Annotated in this window: 16 protein-coding genes; 10 read left to right on the forward strand and 6 right to left on the reverse strand. The window is 66.6% G+C overall.

Annotated features, from left to right (window positions below; all coding sequences use genetic code 11):
- The first annotated feature begins 105 nt into the window (after nt 1-105).
- Nucleotides 106-684 carry a DUF4865 family protein gene (locus U5809_RS27690; protein ID WP_322088866.1) on the forward strand — a complete coding sequence of 193 codons (579 nt, stop codon included), beginning with the start codon at nt 106-108 and terminating at the stop codon, nt 682-684.
- Nucleotides 684-806, forward strand: coding sequence for a hypothetical protein (locus tag U5809_RS27695; RefSeq protein ID WP_322088867.1), 123 nt, complete (start codon nt 684-686; stop codon nt 804-806). Before U5809_RS27690 ends, U5809_RS27695 begins: the two co-directional genes overlap by 1 nt.
- A 72-nt stretch (nt 807-878) precedes the next feature.
- Here the strand turns inward: U5809_RS27695 and U5809_RS27700 are convergent, their stop codons facing one another.
- The 3 genes from U5809_RS27700 to U5809_RS27710 form a co-directional block, all read right to left on the reverse strand.
- Nucleotides 879-3080 carry a glycoside hydrolase family 3 C-terminal domain-containing protein gene (locus U5809_RS27700; RefSeq protein ID WP_322088868.1) on the reverse strand — a complete coding sequence of 734 codons (2202 nt, stop codon included), beginning with the start codon at nt 3078-3080 and terminating at the stop codon, nt 879-881.
- A gap of 450 nt (nt 3081-3530) precedes the next feature.
- Nucleotides 3531-4598: a glycosyltransferase family 2 protein gene (locus U5809_RS27705; protein ID WP_322088869.1), complete on the reverse strand. Its 1068-nt coding sequence runs from the start codon at nt 4596-4598 to the stop codon at nt 3531-3533.
- Nucleotides 4599-4673: 75 nt separating this feature from the next.
- A complete protein-coding gene (locus tag U5809_RS27710) occupies nt 4674-5930 on the reverse strand; it encodes an oligosaccharide flippase family protein (protein ID WP_322088870.1) in 1257 nt (418 codons plus the stop codon).
- A 492-nt stretch (nt 5931-6422) separates the two neighbouring features.
- Here U5809_RS27710 and U5809_RS27715 point away from each other — a divergent pair, with 492 nt between their 5' ends.
- Nucleotides 6423-8282 (forward strand): serine aminopeptidase domain-containing protein, encoded by a 1860-nt coding sequence (locus tag U5809_RS27715; protein WP_322088933.1) that lies wholly within the window; start codon nt 6423-6425, stop codon nt 8280-8282.
- 155 nt (nt 8283-8437) lie between these two features.
- Here the strand turns inward: U5809_RS27715 and U5809_RS27720 are convergent, their stop codons facing one another.
- A complete protein-coding gene (locus U5809_RS27720; RefSeq protein WP_322088871.1) occupies nt 8438-8923 on the reverse strand; it encodes a hypothetical protein in 486 nt (161 codons plus the stop codon).
- Nucleotides 8924-8981: 58 nt separating this feature from the next.
- On the opposite strand from U5809_RS27720, the gene U5809_RS27725 reads away from it, so the two are divergent.
- The 7 genes from U5809_RS27725 (at nt 8982) to U5809_RS27755 (ending at nt 18823) form a co-directional block, all read left to right on the forward strand.
- The gene (locus U5809_RS27725; protein ID WP_322088872.1) at nt 8982-10190 is read left to right on the forward strand and encodes a polysaccharide biosynthesis/export family protein; all 1209 of its coding nucleotides are present in this window, start codon (nt 8982-8984) and stop codon (nt 10188-10190) included.
- Between the two features lie 55 nt (nt 10191-10245).
- The gene (locus U5809_RS27730) at nt 10246-12513 is read left to right on the forward strand and encodes a polysaccharide biosynthesis tyrosine autokinase (RefSeq protein ID WP_282510310.1); all 2268 of its coding nucleotides are present in this window, start codon (nt 10246-10248) and stop codon (nt 12511-12513) included.
- A gap of 61 nt (nt 12514-12574) precedes the next feature.
- Nucleotides 12575-13906: an oligosaccharide repeat unit polymerase gene (locus U5809_RS27735; RefSeq protein ID WP_322088873.1), complete on the forward strand. Its 1332-nt coding sequence runs from the start codon at nt 12575-12577 to the stop codon at nt 13904-13906.
- Between the two features lie 246 nt (nt 13907-14152).
- Entirely contained in the window at nt 14153-14959 is an 807-nt protein-coding gene (locus U5809_RS27740) for a class I SAM-dependent methyltransferase (RefSeq protein ID WP_322088874.1), read from the forward strand.
- Nucleotides 14960-15139: 180 nt separating this feature from the next.
- A protein-coding gene (locus U5809_RS27745) for an IS3 family transposase (protein WP_415877964.1) occupies nt 15140-16275 on the forward strand; the annotation gives its coding sequence in 2 pieces (ribosomal slippage) (nt 15140-15404 and nt 15404-16275; 1137 coding nt in all).
- A 221-nt stretch (nt 16276-16496) separates the two neighbouring features.
- Complete coding sequence (locus U5809_RS27750) at nt 16497-17555, forward strand: acyltransferase (protein ID WP_322088876.1); 1059 nt, start codon at nt 16497-16499, stop codon at nt 17553-17555.
- Nucleotides 17552-18823: a right-handed parallel beta-helix repeat-containing protein gene (locus U5809_RS27755; RefSeq protein ID WP_322088877.1), complete on the forward strand. Its 1272-nt coding sequence runs from the start codon at nt 17552-17554 to the stop codon at nt 18821-18823. Before U5809_RS27750 ends, U5809_RS27755 begins: the two co-directional genes overlap by 4 nt.
- A gap of 36 nt (nt 18824-18859) precedes the next feature.
- Here the strand turns inward: U5809_RS27755 and U5809_RS27760 are convergent, their stop codons facing one another.
- Together U5809_RS27760 and U5809_RS27765 are read right to left on the reverse strand one after the other, a co-directional pair.
- The gene (locus U5809_RS27760) at nt 18860-20446 is read right to left on the reverse strand and encodes a mannose-1-phosphate guanylyltransferase/mannose-6-phosphate isomerase (RefSeq protein ID WP_322088878.1); all 1587 of its coding nucleotides are present in this window, start codon (nt 20444-20446) and stop codon (nt 18860-18862) included.
- A complete protein-coding gene (locus tag U5809_RS27765; RefSeq protein ID WP_322088879.1) occupies nt 20443-21108 on the reverse strand; it encodes a drug:proton antiporter in 666 nt (221 codons plus the stop codon). The genes U5809_RS27760 and U5809_RS27765 overlap by 4 nt, the downstream gene beginning before the upstream one ends.
- Nucleotides 21109-21321 lie beyond the last annotated feature (213 nt).

A 21321-nucleotide genomic window follows, 5' to 3' on the forward strand; every position in this document is an offset into this window, starting at 1 on the left:
GAATCATTGAAATATTCTGCCATCGCCTTTTCAAATAACTCAAGCTCTTCTACGCTGTTTCCAGGCCGTTGTGAATTCCCCCGTTTCTTTCGCCAGGAGTCGATCATGCTGACCGCGTACTACGTGCACCGCCTGCCGGCGGACTACGACCTCGACATCATCCGCAATCGTGTCCGCGAGCGCGGCAGGTTGTGGGACGACACGCCGGAACTGCTGTTCAAGGGATTCCTGCTCCGCGAGGCCGGCCGTTTCGGCGCGACGGAAAACGGCTATGCGTCGTTCTATCTGTGGCGCAGCGAACAGGCGTTTGCCGGGTTCGTGACCGACGGTCGCTATCGGGTCGTGACGGACAGCTTCGGGCGCGCGCCGATCGACACGCAGGTTGCGCTCGACGCGCGCAAGGGCGGTGCGTCGACGGGACGCTTCGCCCGTCTGGAAACCATCGATATTCCGGCGGATGCCGACCTCGACACGACGCTTGCACGGGAGATCGCACGCAATCGCGAAGCGGCGGCGCGCCAGGGTGTGGTGGCGGCGGCCGTGAGTCTCGACCCGCTACGCTGGCGGCTGACGCGTGCGCTCGTCACCGAACACGAGCCGGACGAAGGCGGGGCCGGCACGGTGTACCAGGTTCTGCATCTGGCGCGGCCGCTGCTCGACACGCTGGAAGCGGGCGGTGCGTGATGGCCCACATCGCGTCGCGCTTGCCGGCCAGCCTGGTGGTAGCCGCGCATCTGGCCGGCATGGTGGCGGCGATCGTCGTGATGGCCGCGCTCGCGACGGTGCTCGCGCTGCTGCTCAGGTAACGACTTTCGGATGATCGGCAAACACGGGGGAGCCGGGCGGGTGGCGCGCGGCTCCCGTTGGTTCAGCGGCGATCAGTTGCCTTGAAGCCGGATATCGCGCGACGACGCACCGACATACACCGTCCCGCCCGATACGACCCGCCAGCCGTTACGCGACGTATCCCACACGCTTTGCATGCGCGGCGATACGGTCACGCGCACATGCCGCGCCTCGCCCGGATTCAGACGGATCTTCTCCCAGCCGACCAGCCGCTTCGGCGGTTCGTCCTTGTACGGCACGCCGAGATAGACCTGCGGCGTTTCCGCGCCGGCGACACGCCCGTCGTTGCGCACGGTGAAGGCGACGCTCAGCGAGCCGTCCCATTGCTTCGACACCGACAGCCCCGAATACGCGAAGTGCGTATAGGACAGCCCGTAGCCGAACTCGAACATCGGCTTGATGTTGCGCGCGTCATACCAGCGATAGCCCATGTTCAGCTTTTCCGCGTAGACGGGATCGTTGTCGAACGTGCCGTTTTGCCCCCAGGTCGGCGAATCCTGATCGCGCGCCGGGAACGTGACGGGCAGCTTGCCGGACGGATTGACCGCGCCGAACAGCACGTTCGCGATCGCCTTGCCGCCGGCTTCGCCCGGATACCACGCCTCGACGATGGCCGACACGTTGTCTTTCCACGGCATCAGCACCGGATTGCCGCTCTGGACGACGACGATCGTGTGCGGATTCGCACGCGCGACGGCCTCGACGAGCGCATCCTGGTTCGACGGGTTCGCGAGGCTCAGGCTTTGCAGGTCGCCGAAATCCTCGCCGGCCGGCTGTGCGACCACGACGATCGCGACATCCGAGCGGCCCGCGAGCGCCGCGGCCTGGTCGATTTCCTGTTGCGTGTACGCACGGAACGGCGACTGCTGGTCGCTGTTGCCCGCGTACGTGACCTGCGCGGCCGGCGCGAGCGCGCGGATCGCCGCGACGATCGGCACGTCGACCTTCAGCCACGGATTGCGCCACCAGCTGCAGCCCGTCGACGAGCCGAACGTCAGGCCGCCGCAGCCCGCGAACGAACCCGAGACCGGATCGCGCGTGTTGCCGGAGCCGCCGCCGGACAGCACGGCCGCATCCGCATGGCCGCCGATCACGGCGATGCGCGACAGCGCCGATGCGGCCAGCGGCAACTGGTTGCCGTCGTTCTTCAGCAGCACGATCGACTGCTCGGAAGCGGCCTGCGCGAACCGGTTGGCGGCCGCGAAATCGATCGTGCCGCCACCCTTGGCCGGATCGTCCATCACACCGACGCGTATCATCACGGCGAGCTTGCGGCGCACCATGTCGTCGAGGCGCACGGTCGACACCGAGCCGTTCGCGATCGCCTGCTTGACGGCCGCCGGCGTCAGGTACACGGTCGTCCCGACGTCTTCTTCCTCGTCGAGCCCCGCGTTGATCGCGGCCGCGGTGCTGTGCGTGGCGCCCCAGTCGGACTGCACCTGGCCCTGGAAGCCCCATTCATTCTTCAGCACGTCGTTCAGCAGGTGATTGTTTTCGCACGCATACGCGCCGTTCAAGCGGTTGTAGCTGCACATCACGCTGCCGGGGCGACCGCGCTTCGCGGCGATCTCGAACGGCAGCAGGTAAAGCTCGCGCAGCGTGCGTTCGTCGATCTGCGTGTTGCCGCCCATCCGGCCGTGTTCCTGTTCGTTGCCGGCGTAGTGCTTGATCGTCGCGATGACTTTCTGCCGCTGCGTGGCGAGCGTGCGTTCGGCGAGCAGGTCGCCGGCGAGCAGCGGATCTTCGCCGAGATACTCGAACAGGCGGCCGCCGCGCGGCTCGCGCGCGAGGTTGGTGCCGCCGCCGAGCCCCATGCCGAACCCTTGCGCACGCAACTGGATCGCGACCTGCTTGCCGTAGTCGTACGACAGCCGGCGATCCCAGCTCGCGGCGACCGCGATCGTCGCGGGGAACGTCGTGCTGGCCTGCGACGTGCTGCCGGAGCCGGTCGCCGAGTCGACCATGTTGAGATCGGGAATGCCGAGCCGCGGCACGCCCTGGATGTAGCCGGCGCCGCCGCCCGGCACCTTTGACATTTCGTATTGCGAATGAATGAACTGAAGCTTCTCGTCGAGCGTCATCTTGCGCACGAGCAGGTCGGCGCGTCGTTGCGCGGCGGCCGACGCGAATGCATCGGTCGCGTCGCCCTGCGAATTGAAATCGGCGTCGCCTGCGTAGGCGGTGGTGCAGAGGGTCGCTGCCAGCACGACGGCCGGCCAGAGTTTGTCCCGCATGTTGCTCTCCATGATCGTATTGCCGGTTGTTCGAATGATGTCTGGAGCTGCGCACGTCCGGTGGATTCACACCGGACGCATTCGGCCGGCAATGCAGGGTGGCTGCGCGTCGGCATGCCAGGCCAGGCGGGGAATCGTTACGGCCGGTTGGGCCCGATCGAACATCGAGGACGGCGACGCGGACCGTCGGACACTGTCGAATCGGATGTAGCGATTCTCTGCAGCGACCAATCGTACGAATGTAGTTTGACTACAGCATCGGTGTTTCTACCGATATGTACGATCTTTTTTCGGATCGGTCGTGTGGTGAGGTGGAAAGACGGTCAACGTTCCCGATCGCGATCGTGCGGTGGCGTAAGAAGTACCTGGATACAGGCGTTTTCGCGCGGAAACGCGTTGACGCGGACGGCCCGGCTCGTTGCGTGCGCATCGAATGGATCGCGCACGTCGTTATCGGGCGGCGCGGGTTGCGGTTTGCGAATCGGTCGAGGGGCGGGCCCGCGCGAGCGGATTCGCGATGTAGCGAATCGCGCGGTCGCTGAGTGTCGACGACGGCAGCAGGCACGTGAGCGACAGCCCGGTGACGGCCAGTTTCTTGAACGGCCGCCAGAACGGATTGCGCAGCACGGTATGCCAGTAGCGGCCCGATTCGGACAGGAACCAGCGCCAGCGGCGCGCGAGCGGCGCGCGGTACAGCGTGCTCGCGAAGCGCGCTTTTTCGATCGAGAAATCGAACGGTTCGCCCGGCAGCGCTTCGTGAAGCCGCGTGCCGGCAATGGTGCGCAGCGTCGACCATCGGCGCGCGGCCTTCAGCGCACCGGTGGCGGCGTCTTCCGCATTGGCGAACGCAAGATCGGCCGTGCCGCGGCCGGTGTCGCCGGCGGTAGGGGCGGCCGGCTGGTGGACACGATAGCCGCCGAGCGTGGCGTCGATCATGTGGACCGCACCGAGCAGCGCGATCCCGTAGATCGCATAGAAATCCGCGCCGTGAAGGTTGTCGGGCGTGACTGGCACCGGGAAGATGCGCTTGAGTGCGTCGCTTCGGTACGCATTGCCCGACGCAGGCGGCGACGGATACAGCCAGCCCGCGCGCAGCAGGCGGCCGCAATCGGTGGCCACGTCCGACTGCGGGACGGTGACGCCCGTCGCGGCGCCTTCCCGCGTAATCACGTCGAGCCGGAAATGCACCTTCACGAAGTCGCCGGAGGCGAACGCGGCCAGCACGCGGGCGGACGCGTCGCAGTAGAGCAGGTCGTCCGCGTCGAGCAGCAGCACGTAGCGGGTCGCGACGTGCTCAAGCGCACGGTTGTATGCAGCGACCTGGCCGCGATTCTCCTGGAAGACCGCCGCGATGCGTTCCCCGTACGAGTGGATGATCTCGCGGGAGTCGTCGGTCGATCCGTCGTCGACCACCAGGACGCGGATATCGTCGGCGGTCTGCGCGAGCGCTGAGTCGATCGCGGCACGCAGATAGGCGCCGTGATTGTAGTTGCAGATTGCAATGGTCAGGTCTGCCATGAGCGGCTCCCGCATGAACTGGGTTCGGGCTTCTCGGCGCGGGAAACCGGCACCGCGCCGTCATGCGGCCGCATGCTAGCGGCGCGCAAGGGAGCTGCCGGGCAGCGGAATGCCGGCGCGATAGACGACGGCCGCGAGCGCGGCAGCGACTGCAGCCTCCGCGACCAGCACGGCGGCCGCGGCGCCCAGTTCCGCGAAGTATTTCGCGAGCACGGGCAGCAGCACGATGTTCAGGATGCCGGACGACATCAGGATGCGCGTGAAAGCCGTCTTCATGCCGAGCGGCAGCATGGTTTGCACGCCGAACAGGTCGGTCATGCCGGCCATGAACGGGATGAACGCCATCCAGCGCAGCACGTGAACCGTCGGTTCGTACGACGGGCCGTACAGTATGCGCACGGCCAGCGGCGCGCCGAAGAAAATCACGAGCGAGATGCCGAGTACCAATACGACCTGCACGACGAACAGCTTGCGCAGGAACGAGAACGCGTCGTCGCGTGCGTGCCGCATCAGGTAGCTGATGCGTGGATAGGTGGCGGCCTTCAGCGGCTGGAGCAGGCTGAGCGCCGCGCGGATCAGCTTGTCGCCGGCGGCGAAGTAACCGGCCGCGACGTTGCCCGACACGAAGCCGAGCAGCACGGTGTTGGTCGATGCATAAAACGCGATCGACGTCGACGCGAGAAACACTTGCCAGCCACCCTTCAGCGATTCGGCGATGTCGGCCATGCCTACGCGGACAAAGTCGATTTCGCGATGGAAGTACAGGTAGATGGCCAGCGCGATCGCCGACAGCACCGGCACCGCGGCGTTGACGATCATCGCGCGATCGATGTCCGCCGGGCTGTGGACGAGCGCGAACATCGCGGGCAGGCTCAGCACCCGGCCGACGAACAGGATCACGCTGAGTGCGCGCAGCTTCTCCACCCCCTGGAAATACCAGCCGGGCGTGAAGGCGACGCCGGCCACCATGCCGAAGCCGATCAGCAGCAGGTCGCGGTCGTCGCCGAAGCGCCCGATCAGCAAGGTGAGCAGCACCAGCACGACGAAACAGATGGCCGCGATCCCGATCTGCGCATACAGCGTCGCCCAGAAGATGCGCGAGCGCTCGGCGCGGTCGTCGCGTGCGAGCGCGATGCGCGGCGTGGCGGTCAGGTCGAAGCTGTAGCTCGTGCAGTTGGTGAGATACGCGATCACTGCCAGCGAGAACGCGAGCTGGCCGTAGCCTTCCGGGCCCAGTGCGTGCGTCAGCAGCGGCGCGATCAGCAGCGGCACCGCATACATCGAAATCTGCAACGTCAGCAGCAGCAGGAAATTCTTCTTGAGGTTTGACATTCGCTCGGTCGGCGCCGTTGGGTATCGCATGGCGGCAGGTTGCGTGCAGCCGTACGGATGCGCGGCCGGTCGGCGCTGACCCGGCTGCGAGGATTCGCGACCCGTTCCGGCGGCGCCGGTTTCGACCGGCAATGCCGACACGGGCAACATCGTATGGCGGCCATGATACGGGCCGAACAACGGGGCATTGTTCGCGAGCCTACCGTTCGCGGATTCCGGTCGCATGACGGAACGAATCGCGAAAGGGGGGCGGCGTTGCATCGCGCCAGTGATGAATGCATTTGTAAGCTGGCGCACCGAAGGGCGGTCGGGCCCGATGATCTAATCGGACACATGAAACACGGCGAGTGGGCCGCGCAGGGGCGCGGCGGATGGCTGCAGCCGGTTTCTGCCAGCGCCGGCCCGCGGCTGGAATCGCGCCATCGCGTATTCCCGCGGTACCGCCGGCGCGGTTGTGCACGGAAAAACAAATACCGATCCGAGGAGTACCGAGTGAAGCCGATAACGTTCGGCAGCTGCGTCGGGTGGCTGCACGAAGGACAGACGGAACAGGGTGTGATCCTGTGCGAATCGCTGGGCCATGAGGCCGCATGGACGCACAAGCTCATGCGGGCAGTCGCGGAGCGTCTCGCCCGCGAGGGCATCACGGTGTTGCGGTTCAACTACCCGTGCGCCGGCGATTCGGCCGGCGACGATCTCGACGCCGGACGGTACGCCGCCAGCGTCGACAGCATTCATCGTGCGATCGACCTGCTGCGCGACGAAGCCGGCGTGACCGCGCTGACGCTCGTCGGCATTCGTGCGGGCGCGCTGTTCGCGATGCTGGCCGCCGCCGGCCGGCGCGTGTCGCCGCGCGTCGATGCGATGGTGGCACTGTCACCGGTCGTGCGCGGCCGGGCGTACCTGCGCGAGCTGTCGTTCGTGCATCGTCAGTGGCTCGATACGATGCCGCCCGCGACCCGCGCTGCGCATCGCGACGAACCCTGCATGAACGTGCTCGGGCATCGCTTCCCGGCCGAATTCGCCGATGCGCTGAAGGCCATCGATCTTTGCGACGTCGTGCGCGATGCGCCGGTGTTGCCTGGCGCGATGCTGTTGGTCCAGCCGGAGCAGGGTGACGGGCCGGCGTTGCGTGACGCACTCGTGGCACGTGGCGTGGAGGTGACGTGCGATCCGTTTCGTGAATGGTCCACGACGATGCTCGACGGCACGCGTTCGCACCTGCCGCACGCGGCGATCGACACGGTGGTGAATTGGATCGTCGCGCGCGCTCCGGGCCGGGGCGTCGCCGCGGCGGCTGCCGGCGTTCCGCCGCGCGCCGTGCATGCATGGAGCGGTGAGTCGGCCGTCGCGCTCGACATGGGCGACATGACGGAGCAGGTCGTCGCGGTCGGTTCGAACCGACTGGTCGGCGTGCTGTGCCGCCCGGCCGACACGCCGCCGGCCACGCCGGTCGGCCCGGCGCTCGTGATCGCGAATACGTCGACGAATCCGCGCAGCGGCGAAGGGCGCTTCGGCGTACGTCTGGCCCGTACGCTGGCGCGAGCCGGCGTGACGACGTTGCGGATCGACGTGAGTGGCGTGGGCGACAGCGGGCCCGATGCACCTGACGACCAGTCGGGCGTCGTGTATTCGCCGGAGGCGATCGACGACGTCGCGGCGGCCGCCGACTGGCTGCGCGCGATCGGTCATCCGGACGTCATCGCGGCCGGCATCTGTTCGGGCGCCTACGCGGCATTGCATGCAGCGGTGAAAACGGCATCGCTCGGCGGCGTCATCGCGATCAACCTCGCGCGCTTCGTGTGGCCGGCCGGGCTCACGCTCGAAGCGGCGCAGAAACAGCGGATCAACTCGGTGCGCGGCTACTGGCTGTCGGTGCGCGACTGGCGGCGCTGGAAGCGGCTCGTCCTCGAACGGCGCGATGTGCGCCCGATCCTGCGCGCGGTGGCCGCCAACGGGATCGCACGCATCAGCGTGCCCGTGAAGAGGGCGGCCGCGCGCATCGGCTGGAAGCCGCGTGCCGGTACGCCGCGCGGCGTGATGCGCGAGCTCGCGCAGCGCAACGTCCGGACGATGCTCGTCTACGGCGCGCTCGATCCCGGCATCGACGATGTCCGGCGTCACTTCGGCGCGGTCGAGCACGCGTTTCGGCGCTCGCGCCACGTGCGGCTGCACCTGATGCCGCAGGTCGATCACGCGCTGTACGGCATCGCGGGAACCGCCGCCGTGATCGATCTCTGCACGCAGGTGTTGAGCGGCGACTCGGATTGGGCGGTCGTACGCGTTGCCGACCCGTCGGCACCCGACGCGGCCGGACGCTCCTACGCGAATGTGTCGGTCAGAAGTTCCTGATGCCCGCCGCGCGAGGTGGGGCGGTTAGCGGGGTGCGATTCCCGTTCGCATGAAGATCGGCGTTCGGTGGGCTTGCTCACAGACGCGCCCGTCGCGCCGGTGTCCAATCCCGTATCGGTGCGAGCACCGTTACACCGGCGCATGACCGGGCGACGTCAGTCGGCGTCACCCGGTTGCGCGTAAGGCGATGTCGTGTACGGCGATGCGTACAGCGTGCCGGTATCCCATGCGCCGTCGCCGGATGCGCTCGCGGCTTTCGGACGGCCCGACCGGCTTGGCACGAGCGGCCGACGCAGTACGCCACGGGCACGAGATTCCGGTTCCACGTCGGCACGGGTGGCGGGACGTGCAAGGCCCGGAACAGCGGAATCGGAAGCCGGCGTCGCGGCGCTGACCGCCGCGGTCTGGGCTGACCGTTGCCGTGGGATCGGCAGGGTCGGGTCGATCGCCGCAGGCGAGATGAAGGCCGGCGTACCGGCCGGGTCGGGGCGCAGCGACTGCGCATCGGCGGCGCAGGCGAAGCCGGCCGACAGGATGCAGACGAGTGACGAAAGCGACAAAGAGCAGTTCATGACGAATCGTACGGAATGACGTGCGGTGACGAAGGAAGCGCGGCGCCGCAATGCGAGCCGCGCAGGCAAGCGTAATGCCGGAGCCCGCCGCGTTTGGCGGGTTACCGCACAGTTTCGGAAGGACACCATGTCAACGACGACGCAAAAAGAATCGACACGTGCGATGCGGCAGTCACGCACGCGCTGGCTGTCGCGCGTGGCGCTGGCGGCGACCGTGTGCACGCTGAGCGCGTGCGCACTTTCACCGGGCATGACGTATTACCCGCCGGCCGAACGCGACGCGAATGCGCGCGTGAGCGCCGACGCATCGGGCGCAGGCGGTCTCGATGGCGTGCAGAATGTGTCGAGCGAAGACCTGATTGAGATCACGCCGGCGTACGTCGAGCAGCAACATGCGGCACAGCATGCGAATGTCGATGCCGAAATCCGCCAGTTGTTCGGCACGCCGAAGCCCTACGTGATCGGCCCCGGCGACGTGCTGAACATCGTCGTGTGGGATCACCCTGAACTGAACCTGCCGACGACCCAGACGACGGGCGGCGGCGATGGCGTCGGCGCGAGTTCGGTCGCGACCGGCTACACGGTGGACGCAAGCGGCAGCGTGCAGTTCGCGTATGCGGGCCTCGTGCACGTGGCGGGGCTGACCGAGGCGCAGGCGCGCGCGGTGCTGACCAAGCGGCTCGGCGAGTACGTGCGCAAGCCGCAGATCGCGGTGCGCGTCCAGGCGTACCGCAGCAAGCGCGTCTATCTCGACGGCGAAGTGCGCACCCCGGGGCTGCAGATCGTCAACGACATGCCGATGACGCTGCCTGAGGCGATCGACCGCGCAGGCGGCTTCACCACGACGGCCGACCGCTCGCAGGTGTCGGTGACGCGCGGCGACAAGACCGTGATGGTGAGCCTGCCGGCGATGCTGGCCGCGGGCATCAACCCGACGAACATCCTGCTGCGCGACGGTGATCTGGTACGCGTGCGCGCGGCGAGCGACAGCAAGGTGTTCGTGCTAGGCGAGGTGTCGCGTCCGGCGACGCTGACGCTGACAGACGGCCGGATGAGCCTCGGCGAGGCGCTCGGCGACACGGGCGGCGTCAGCCAGTACACCGCGGATGCGCGGCAAGTGTTCGTGGTGCGGCGCGGACCCGGCAACCGGCCGCAGGTCTTTCACCTTGACGGGCGTTCGCCGGCCTCGTTCGCACTGGCCGACCGGTTCCCGCTCGAGCGTCGCGACGTGGTGTTCGTCGATGCGTCGTCGCTGGTGCGCTGGAGCCGTGTCGTCAACCTGCTGATTCCGTCGTCCGCGCAGGGTGCGCTGACGGCCAAGGCCATTTCGCCGTGAACCTCGTGACGGATCGCGCAATCGCGATGCGTCGCGTCTACGGGACCGATCCTGTATGAACGCCCAGACTCTCCCTGACCCGCACGACGGGCCCGCGCTGCGGCCGTCCTATCCGTACCGCCGCTACTGGGCCATGCTCCACGGCGGCCGGCGGCTGATCCTGTGCACGGCGCTTGCCGGTGCGCTGGCCGGGGCCCTCTATGCGCTTTGCGCGCGGCCGGTCTACCGGACCGACATCCTGTTCCAGGTCGAGCAAAGCCCGACCGAGTCGAAAACGAACTCGCCGCCGGGCGACCCGTCGTCGGTGTTCGACCTGAAGACCGATGCGTCGACCGAGATCGAGGTGCTGAAGTCGCGCGCGGTGATGGCGCGCGCGGTCGACGACACCAACCTGGCCATCGATGCGCGGCCGCATTACCTGCCGGTCATCGGCTGGCGGTTCGTGAACGCGGCCGACGGGCTGTCGTCGCCGCTGCCGGGCGGTTACGTGTACGGCACGGAGCGCATCGACGTCCCGACCTTCGACGTGCCGAAGCGTTTCGTCGGCAAGCGTTTCGCGCTCGTCGTCGGCAACGGCGGCACCTATACGCTGCAGCGCACGGGGTTGCTCGGCAGGACCGGGCCCGTCTGGCAGGGCCGGATCGGCCAGCCGCTGCATGTCGAGACGCCGCAGGGGCCGCTCGACGTGTTCGTGCGCGACGTGGCGGGCGAGCCCGGCGCACGCTTCGACCTGACGCGCTACGGCGAAGAAGAGGCGACCGCGTGGCTGCAGAAGAACGCGCTGATCTCGGAGCGCGGCAAGCAGTCGAACATGATCGGCGTGACGCTCGACGGCCCCGATCCCGTGCACGACAGCCGCGTGCTGAATGCGGTCGGCGACGCGTATCTGGCACAGAACACGCAGCGCAAGTCAGAAGCGGCCGACAAGCTGATCCGCTTCATGGATGCGCAGTTGCCGCAACTGAAGGCACAGCTCGAAAAGGCCGAAAGCCGTTTCAACGCATTCCGCGCATCGCACGGCACGGTCAATACGAGCGACGAAGGGCTCGCGCTGCGCCAGCAGTCGGTCGACATCGAGACGCGCGTGCAGACGCTGCAGCAACGCCGCGAGGAACTGCTGACGCGGTTCATGCCCAAGCATCCGGCCGTCGTGGCGGTCGATGCGCAGCTCGCCGATGCGCAACACTCGCTCGACACGGTGCGCAAGCAGATCCAGCAACTGCCGACCGTCGAGCAGGGCGTGCTGCAGCTGCAGCGCGACGTGGCCGTCGATACCGCGCTCTACACGAACCTGCTCAACACGCGTCAGCAGATGATCCTCGCGCGGGCCAGCAAGACCGGTACCGTGCGTATCGTCGACGCGGCGAAGATCGCCGAGACGCCCACCGGGCCGCATCGCGGGATGGCCGTGATCGCGTCGCTTCTCCTCGGCCTGCTGGCGGGCGCCGCGGTTGTGATCGTGCGGCAGCGGGTGGCCGGAACGGTCGGTGACGCCGAGGAAATCGAATGGTCGACGGGCTTGCCGGTGTTCGCGGCGGTGCCGCACAGCCCGCCGTCTGACCCGACCGTGCCGCCGTCGAAGGCCGCGCGGCGGCGCAGCGGGCGCAAGCCGGCGATGCCGGTAGCGCCGGAGGGCGCGGCGCTCGAAAGCCTGCGCAATTTCCGCACGGCGCTGCAACTGGCGATGCCCGCCGCGCCGAATAGCGTCGTGCTGATCTCGGGGCCGACGACGGGCGTCGGCAAATCGTTCGTCGCGGCGAATCTTGCGTCGCTGGTGGGCGCGGCGAAGCGGCGCGTGTTGCTGATCGACGCGGACCTGCGCAAGGGATCGCTGCACGAGCAGTTCCGCTTCGGCCGCGCGCCTGGCCTGTCCGACGTCGTGGCCGGCACGCACGGGTTCGACCAGGCGATCAGGCGCGATGCGGTGCCTGGCCTCGATTTCATGGCGATGGGCAACGTCGTGCCCGATCCGGGCGAACTGTTGCTGCAGCCCGCATTCGCCGAACTGATCGAGCACGTCGCGTCACGCTACGACATGGTCGTGATCGACGGCCCGCCGCTGCTGCCGGTGGCCGACGCGCTGGTGCTCGGACGCCTGGCCGGAACCGTGTTCCTCGTCGCGCGCAGCGGCGTGACGACGCTGGCGGAACTCGACGAAAGCGCTCGACGGCTCGAGCACGCGCAAATCGACGTGCGCGGCGTGATCCTGAACGACTTCAAGGGCGCGTCGGGACGGTACGACTATGGCTACACGGAGGCGAACACCCATCAGGCCGCATCCGGCTACACCGGCGTGATGGGCGCGCGCGGCCCGGCCCGCTGAGCGGCGAGCGCGTGGCGCCGCCCGGCAAGGTGCGCGCTCGCGAAGCAATGGAACGGACATCATGAACAAACGAGTGGCGGCCGGCTCGCGCACGCGTCGACCGGCGAGGCGTGGCCGCGAGGTTCGCGCCGGCCGCGCGGCCGGTTACGCGGGTTATTGGTGGGAAGATCCGGCACGGCTCGTGCTGCTCTTCATTCTGCCGTTGTACGGGCTGCTGTCGATGAGCCTGCTCGGCGATCAGAAGTCGATCGCGCGCATCTATTTCGACGGCTACGCGGCGTTCGCGGGCGGCCTGTTCCTGCTGGTGCTGACGGCTTCCGCGTGGTTCTCCACGACCGATGCGCAGTTCCGGCGCGGGCCCGACGACGGGCCGGTCGAACTGTCGCCGCGCGTGCTCGACTTCGTGTTCGCGCTCGCCCTGTTCGGCTATCTCGTGATGATGAGCGGCATCCTCATGCATCCGGCCGTGCTGGTGTCGTTCCTGTCCGGCACCGTGAACACGTTCGAGCTGATCGAGCTGAAAGGGCGTATTACCGGCCTGAGCACGTTCACGCAGGCGACCGCGCCGTTCGTCGCGCTGTATTTCTACGTGTTCAGGGAGCCGGTGAAGGGCTTCAACCGCTACAAGGTCTACCTGGCCGTGCTCACCGTGCTGACGCTGCTGCGCAGTTTCATCTTCGCGGAGCGGCTCGCGATCATCGAGGTGGTGCTGCCGTTCGCACTGATGGTCGTGCGATTCCGGTTCGGCCGCAAGCGCTCGCGGCTGCTCGCGCTCGGCCCGTATGCAGCGATTCCGCTGATGCTCGGCCTGTTCATCGTGAACGAATACAACCGGTCGTGGGTAACCTACTACATCCACATCTACGACAATATCTTCGATTTCGCGCTCGAGCGCCTGGGCCTGTATTACTCGACGTCGCTGAACAACGGCGCCGGGATCCTCAACGTGCTCGGCTGGGGAAGCGGGCATCCGATGTTCACGTTCGACTGGCTGCTGCACTTCCCGGTGATCGGCGCGATGCTGCAGCCGTGGCTCGACTCGGGCGACAGCGTCGACCTGTTCCTGAATAGCTATGCCGATCCCGAGTTCAACAATCCTTCGGGCATCTTCGTCCACTTTTACGAATGGGGCTGGTTCGGGTTGCTGAACGCGGCGTTCGCCGGCTGGGTGTTCGGGCGCGGCTACGCGGGGTGGCGGAGCGGGAGCGGCTTCTGGTGCTGCGCGCACGCGGTGCTCTATGTGTCGATGATGGAAATCCTGCGGATTCCAAATCTATTCAGCGGGCGGGATTTCGTGCCGGTCGTGCTGCTGATCGTCGTGTTCAGATGGTTCGTGAAGCGGCCGCAACGAGCATCGTCAGAGGTGGCCTCGCAAATTCGGACAGTCGGATAAGTGGAACGGCGGGGCCTGAGCCAGCGATAATGCCGGCACAGGAACCTGGAAGATGACGAAGAGAACCCGACGGACGCACTCTGTAGTCTGGCCCGCAGTCCTCCGTTCGCACGCCGGTTACATTGTTAACAAGTGAGTCTCTTCACGCAGCAGCAATGCACGGCGCCGCCGGGCAGCACCGTCTCCATGCATGGCCGGATCGCGCTATGGCAATACAACCATCGTCAACAAGACAGGAGAGCCCACGTGCACAAACCGATCGACACGAAACCGCTCGACCGCTCGCGTATCCGCCATGCAAAGGAAACCTACGCCGACCTGTGCCGCGCTTTTGTCCAGCGCAATCCCAATGGCATATATAGCGCCTACATCAAGTCGGCCATCGGGAACGACGCGACGCTCGACCGGCATGCGCGCACACTGGAACTTTATGCGTCGTATATCTCCGACGACGCGAAAGTGCTCGACTGGGGCTGCCGGCATGCGCCGGATTCGTGCATGCTGCGCGTGCTTTATCCCGATCTCGATATTCACGGCTGCGACATCGCCGGCGACGATTTCCAGGAATTCCACGGCTTCGCGAACCTCGACTTCCGAGTGCTCGAGCACGAATACGTGCTGCCATATCAGGACGGCTTCTTCGACGTCGTGCTCGGTAGCGGCGTCCTCGAGCACGTCGCGTTCGAGCAACACAGTATCGAACAGATCTGGCGCGTGCTGAAACCGGACGGGATCTTCATCGTCACGTTCCTGCCGAACCACACGTCGCTCACGGAAAACATGTCGCGGGCCATGAAGAACTACAACGGCCACAATCGGCTGTATCGGTTGGAATACGCGAAGAACATTTTTCTCCGTTCGGGATTCGTCGTCGAGGCATGCGGCTACCATCAGGTCTTTCCAACCTTCGCGAAAGGCGTGAACGGCTCGAAGCTGCTCGACGCAGCCGCGAATCTCTGCGCGCGAATGAACCGGACGTTCGAGTCCATTCCCTACGTGAACCGCATTTCGTCAAATCTCTACTTCGTGCTGCGGCGCGTGACGCATATGTAATGCGAAGATCGAGCGCAGGTGTTGCGATAGCGTTCGTCGACGCGTTTGAAGGACACGCGCTGCACGCGCGCTTGCCGTCGGCTACGTCCTGAATGACCTTGAATCGGTCCAGCTCGCGCATCGTCATCGTGATCCGTTCCGGCCTGAGCCAGCGATAGTGCCGGCATAGGAACCTGGAAGATGACGAAGAGAACCCGACGGACGCACTCAGCGGCGTTCAAAGCGAAAGTGGCGCTGGCAGCGGTCAAGGGCGAGCGGACGCTGGCCGAACTGGCGCGGCAGTTCGATGTGCATCCGAACCAGATCACGGAATGGAAACGGCAGTTGCAGGAGCGCGCAGCCAACGTGTTCGGCACGGCAGGTGCGCCATCGAGCGAGCCGCCGGTAGACCTGAAGGCCCTGCACGCGAAGATCGGCCAGTTGACGCTGGAGAACGATTTTTTAGAAGGCGCGCTCACCAAGGCGGGATTGCTGAGCGCAAAACGATGATCGACCGTAGGCATGCGGTGCCGGTTTCGCAGCAGACGCGACTGGTCGGTATCGCGAGATCGCGTGCGTATTATCGGCCACGGCCGGTGAGCGAAGCCGATCAGTTGCTGATGCGCCGCATTGACGAACTGCACATGGAATTTCCGTTTGCTGGGGCACGGATGCTGGCGCGCCTGCTGCGCCGGGAAGGTCATGAGGTGGGCCGCCGTCGCGTGCGCACGCTGATGAAACGCATGGGCGCGGAGGCGCTGTGCTGCAAGCCGAACACGAGTCGGCGCAACGGACGGCACAAGATCTGGCCGTACCTGTTGCACGGCATGAAGATCGAGCGCGCCAATCAGGTGTTCGCCCTCGATACGACGTGCATTCCGATGGCGCGCGGCTTCGGGTACCTGACGGCGGTAGTGGACTGGGCGAGCCGCAAGGTTCTCACGCACCGGGTCGCCATCACGCTGGAAGCCACGCACGCCGTCGAGGTGCTGGAAGAAGCGTTCGCCCGGTACGGACTGCCGGACATCGTAAATACCGATCGGGGCAGCCAGTTCACGGCAGGCGCGTTCACCGAGGCCGTGCTGAGCCGGGGCGTGCGTCTGTCGATGGACGGCAAGGGAAGCTGGCGCGACAACGTGTTCGTCGAGCGGGTCTGGTGCAGCATCAAGTACGAGGAGGTCCATCTGAAGGCGTACGAGTCGGTCAGCCATGCCCGGTGCTCCATCTCCGATTACATTGACCTGTACAACCGGAAACGACCTCATTCGAGCCTGGCAGATCAAACGCCGGATGAAGCATACTTTGCGACGCTGCCTGCGATTAAATCGGCAGCATGACTGTCTCGGACGTTCCACTTAAAAATCTCAGAAACCAGTCCGAACGAGCGAGGCCACCTCTGTCCGCCACCGTGCGCGGCGCCGCGATCCGGCACACGCCCGACATCGGCTAACTGTCGCCCAGCCCACAGTCTTCCGCTGGCGGCATGCATAGAGTGGAGTCTCTCACGACCACTCGCCATGCGCGCGGGCCCCGACGGGGCCACCGCATCGATCTTCACATGACTACGACTGCACGTGAAACCAGCCTCGACGTCGCCCGCGGCGCGGGGATCATTCTTGTCGTCTACGGGCATGTATTGCGCGGCGCCGTCTCGTCGGGCCTCGTGCCGGCCGGGATGCCCTCTACCGTGTTCGCGTGGGTCGACTACGTGATCTACACGTTTCACATGCCGCTGTTCTTCTTCCTGTCCGGGCTGCACGTCTGCAGCTCGTTGCGTGGCGCACCGGAGCGTTTCATCGGGTCGAAAGTACGCACGATCGTCCATCCGTACCTGCTGTGGTCGGTCCTGCAAGGCGGCGTGCAGATTGCGATGGCATCGCACGGCACCAATCATCCGTTCACGTTCGGCGACCTGCTGGCGATCGGCTGGCGGCCGTTCGCGCAGTTCTGGTTCCTGTACGCGCTGATGCTTTGCATGATCGGCGTCTGGCTGATTGCACGACGGGTGCCAGCATTTTTGCAGGTGCCGATGCCGTCGCGCATCCGCGGTGCGCTCGTGGCAAGCGCGCTGCTCGGGCTCGCGATCGGCGCGGCGACGCAGTGGGGCATCGTGTCGACCACGCTGATGAACTGGCCGTTCTTCGTGGCCGGCGTCGTGGCATCGCGTGCGTTGCCGGGCTGGCTCGAACGCAACAGCCATCCAGCGGCGTGCGGGCTGACGGCGCTCGCCTTCGTCGCGGCGGTTGCTTTCGCGCATGGAGTTGGAAGTGCAACGAGCGTCTGGGCCGTGCCCACCGCGTTCGCCGGCATCGCACTGATGCTGCAGCTTGCATACCGCCATGCGTCGTCATCCTCACGTGCCGGCTGGCTCGCGGCGATCGGGTACGCGTCGATGCCGATCTACCTGATGCATATCCTGGTGATGGCCGGCGTGCGCATCGTGCTGATGCGCGCGGGCATCGGCAGTCTTGCGACGCACCTCGTGATCGGCACGCTTGCCGGTGTGGCGGTGCCGATGGCGGCTTACCTGATTGCGCTGCGCACGGGCACCGCACGCGTTGCCGGATTTCCGGCATGGCCTGGGCGCGGCGCGGTCATGCGTTCGCAACCGGCATGACACGCGTGGAAGCGGAACACATGACCGGGCGCCGATGCTTTTCACGTCTCTGCTGCGCGCTGCTCGGTGTGTGGATGACCGCCGGCCCCGCCTGCGAGGCGCACGCTGCGAAGGTGACTCACGCGACTCCGGCGCCGCAGACGACGATCCGTAGCGCCGTGCCGGATGCCCATGTCGCCCCGGCGCCCGATGGCGCCGATCAGGCCGACGCACTGCAACGCGCGCTGGATGCGCTGCAGCCGGGCCAACGACTCGTGTTCGCGCCGGGGCGATACATCGTCGGCCGCTCGCTCGTCGTCCGGCAAGCGCAGGTCGTGCTGTCGGGTTACGGCGCGATGCTGATCGCGACGGTGCCGGACGACCAGACGATCGAGATGCGCGGCACCGGCACGACGATCGCCGGATTCAGGCTGGTGGGAACGGGCTCGACGCGGATGGGCACGCCCAGGTCGACCAAGATCGAAGTGACGGGGCGCGATGTGCAGGTGCTCGATAACGCGATCGACGGCGGCGGTGGCGGAATTTTCGTGTTTGGCGGAACGGATGTCGCGATCGTCGGCAACGAAGTTCTCGCGACCCTCGCGGACGGCATTCACATCACGCATGGTGCGCGCAACGTGCTCGTGCGCGGTAACGTCGTGCGCGGCACCGGCGACGACATGATCGCGGTGGTGAGCTATCAGGGCGACGGCGTGCTCAGCCGCAACGTGCTGATCGCCGACAACTCGCTCGAGGGTAACGCATGGGGGCGCGGCATCACGGTGGTCGGCGGTGCCGACGTGACGATCGCGAACAACGTCGTGCGCAACGTACAGGTGAGCGCGGGCATTCTCGTCGCACAGGAGGACAGCTTCCGGACCTACGGCGCGTCCGGCGTGCTGGTCGAGAACAACGAGATTTCGGATATCCAGACCGCGGCCGCGCGTACCGATCCGCGCCCGCTGACGCAGCAGGCCGCGATCGATGTCAGTACGTGGTCGGGTTCGGTGACGCGCGTGGCCGTGATCGGCAACCGCGTGTCGCGCGCAAGGTTCGCCGGTATTCGCGTATGGGGCAACGTATCGCAGTACCGGATCGCGGACAACCAGTTGTCCGCGATCGGCGGGATGCCGGTGCAGGTGGGTGGGGGCGGAGGCTGTGCGTCGGGTGACGCGAAGCCCGTGCAGTGCAAGGCATCGATCGACAAGGTCGGGGCGGACACGTCGGCGTTGCCGCACGTGCGTGAAGCGCTCAGGCAGGCGCGAGCGTCGCAGCGCGGCATCGATTGACGACTCGATGCACGCGCCGGCGTGCGTGGCCCGCGATTACCGCACGACGTCTCCCTCCGCCACCTGCACCTGCACCTGCGGTTCCCGCGCGGCGAGCGGCACCGCGTGCCGTTCCGGCAGCGTGTCGACGACGGCGCGTCCGTACTGGTCTTCGAAGCGCACGATATCGTCTTCGCCGAGATAGTTGCCCGATTGCACCTCGATGATCTCCAGCGGAATCCGGCCGGGATTCTCGAGACGATGGACTTCGCCGACGGCGATGTACGTCGACTCGTTCTCGCTGAGCAGGTAGGTCTCGTTGCCGCGGGTCACCTTCGCGGTGCCGCGCACGACGATCCAGTGCTCGGCGCGGTGATAGTGCATCTGCAGCGACAGCCGCTTGCCCGGTTCGACGACGATCCGCTTCACCTGGAACCGCTCGCCGAGATCGATCGAATCGTAATGCCCCCACGGACGCTGCACCTTGCGGTGTTCGCTCGCCTGCGGGCGCCGGTCGCTCTTCAGGCGTGCGACGATGTTCTTCACGCGCTGCACGTCGTGTTTGTTCGCGACGAGCACCGCGTCGGGCGTTTCGATCACGACGACATCCTTCATCCCGACGCACGCGATGAGACGGCCTTCGGATCGCACGAGGCTGTCCTGCGTGTCCTCGAACACGATCGGGCCGCGCGCGACGTTGCCGTGATCGTCCTTCGGCATGATTTCCCAGATCGCATCCCACGTGCCGACGTCCGACCAGCCGGCCGACAGCGGCACCACGATGCCTTCGATGCCGAGCTCGCTGCTGTCGGCGAGGCGCTCCATGACCGCGTAGTCGATCGAGTCGGACGGGCAGGCGTCGAAGGCCTCCGCGTCGATCCGGAAGAACGGATCCTCGGCGACGCCCGCGCGCCATGCCGATTCGCAGGCTGCATGGATTTCGGGCGCCAGTGCGCGTATCGCCTTGAGCCAGATCGATGCGCGCATGACGAAAATCCCGCTGTTCCACCAGTAGTCGCCCGATTGCAGGTAGCGCTCGGCGAGCGCCGCGTCGGGTTTCTCGACGAAGCGTCCGATCGAATAGCCGCCTTGTCCGCCGTGGCGGCTCGTACGCGGCTCGCCGACCCGGATATAGCCGTAGCCCGTTTCCGCGCGGCGGGGCAGCACGCCGAGCGTGACGATCGCGCCTTCCTGCGCGTAACGTGCCGCGCGAGCGATCGCGTCCTGGAACGCGCCGACGTCGGCGATCACGTGATCGGCCGGCATCACCGCGAGCACGGGATCGTCCTCGAGCGCGCTGGCGTCGAGTGCGGCGAGCGTGAGCGCGGGCGCTGTGTTGCGCGCGGCGGGTTCGAGCAGGATGCGCGCGGGCGCCGCACGGTCGACCACTTGCGCGGCGCTCATGATGCGATGCTGTTCGCCGCACACCAGCAACAGCGTGTCGCCCAGCGCGGCGTTCGCGATGCCGTTCAGGCGGCGCGCGGTCGCCGACAGCGGCGATTCGTTCGACGTCAATTCGATCAGCTGCTTCGGAAACTGTTCGCGCGACAGCGGCCAGAGGCGCGTGCCGGAACCGCCGGCCAGGATGACCGGCAGGATGCGTGGCAGATCGGGTTCGGGAACCGGGCGTAGGGTTCGGGTCATCGGTTGGCTCCGGTATCGGCGGGCAGCCGGTTGTGTACGCGCCCGTCGGCGCGTGCGTCTTCGGTTCGGGGCCGGGCCGTCGAAACGGCCCGGGACAGCAGCTGGCGCAGCGCGCCGGCGGCGCGGTCAGCCGGCCGGATCATGCCGACGAACGGCGCGCCCTGTTCCAGATACGGTCCGTATGCCTTGCGGAATCCGAAACGTTTGTAGAACGCCTGGCGCGGTGCGGGGACGTGCATGCGCAGCGCGGCGTCCGGCCACGCGGCCAGCGCCGCGGTCAGTGCGCGTTCGAGCAGGTGCTCGAGCGTATCGCCGTCGCGGCACGCTTCGCTCGTCAGTACCTTGTCGATCACGACGTCCGGGTCGATGTCGTCGCCGGGCAGGATGCGCGCGTAGGCCGCGACTTCCGCTGTATCGCCGTTGCGCACGGTTGCATAGACGTGCAATGCGCCCGCGTCCTTGCCGTCGATGTCGAGATGCGTATGCGCATCCTCGACGACCAGCACGGCGTTGCGTGCGCGCAGGATTGCATAGAGATCGACGGCGCTCAGATGTTCGAATTCACAACAATGCCATTCCATGATGCGGTCCTCGCGTGAAACCTTCAGCACGCCGTGCCGCACGGACGCGTGTGTCCGGTGCGGTGCGGCGAGGATCATCATGCGGATACCTCGCGCGCCGGTCTGTTCGAAAGCGCACTCACGTTCCGGTTTGTCGGCTGGCGTGCGGTACGACGGTCCCGGCGCACCGACAACAGCGCAATGTGCGGTAGCACACACCGTTCGTGGCGGTGCTTTCCGATAATTGCCACGGCATGACGGCCGCGTTGCGCGGCTCGTCCACATCGAACGTCAATGAAGAATCGGGAGCGGTAC

The organism is Burkholderia sp. BCC1999, assembly GCF_905339975.1.
GTDB lineage: Bacteria > Pseudomonadota > Gammaproteobacteria > Burkholderiales > Burkholderiaceae > Burkholderia.

Bases quoted from the DNA above. Each gene is read 5' to 3' on its own strand.
- U5809_RS27690 (WP_322088866.1), top strand. From the start codon at position 106: ATGCTGACCGCGTACTACGTGCACCGCCTGCCGGCGGACTACGACCTC.
- U5809_RS27695 (WP_322088867.1), top strand. From the start codon at position 684: ATGGCCCACATCGCGTCGCGCTTGCCGGCCAGCCTGGTGGTAGCCGCG.
- U5809_RS27700 (WP_322088868.1), bottom strand. From the start codon at position 3,080: ATGCGGGACAAACTCTGGCCGGCCGTCGTGCTGGCAGCGACCCTCTGC.
- U5809_RS27705 (WP_322088869.1), bottom strand. From the start codon at position 4,598: ATGGCAGACCTGACCATTGCAATCTGCAACTACAATCACGGCGCCTAT.
- U5809_RS27710 (WP_322088870.1), bottom strand. From the start codon at position 5,930: ATGTCAAACCTCAAGAAGAATTTCCTGCTGCTGCTGACGTTGCAGATT.
- U5809_RS27725 (WP_322088872.1), top strand. From the start codon at position 8,982: ATGTCAACGACGACGCAAAAAGAATCGACACGTGCGATGCGGCAGTCA.
- U5809_RS27730 (WP_282510310.1), top strand. From the start codon at position 10,246: ATGAACGCCCAGACTCTCCCTGACCCGCACGACGGGCCCGCGCTGCGG.
- U5809_RS27735 (WP_322088873.1), top strand. From the start codon at position 12,575: ATGAACAAACGAGTGGCGGCCGGCTCGCGCACGCGTCGACCGGCGAGG.
- U5809_RS27750 (WP_322088876.1), top strand. From the start codon at position 16,497: ATGACTACGACTGCACGTGAAACCAGCCTCGACGTCGCCCGCGGCGCG.
- U5809_RS27755 (WP_322088877.1), top strand. From the start codon at position 17,552: ATGACACGCGTGGAAGCGGAACACATGACCGGGCGCCGATGCTTTTCA.
- U5809_RS27760 (WP_322088878.1), bottom strand. From the start codon at position 20,446: ATGACCCGAACCCTACGCCCGGTTCCCGAACCCGATCTGCCACGCATC.
- U5809_RS27765 (WP_322088879.1), bottom strand. From the start codon at position 21,108: ATGATGATCCTCGCCGCACCGCACCGGACACACGCGTCCGTGCGGCAC.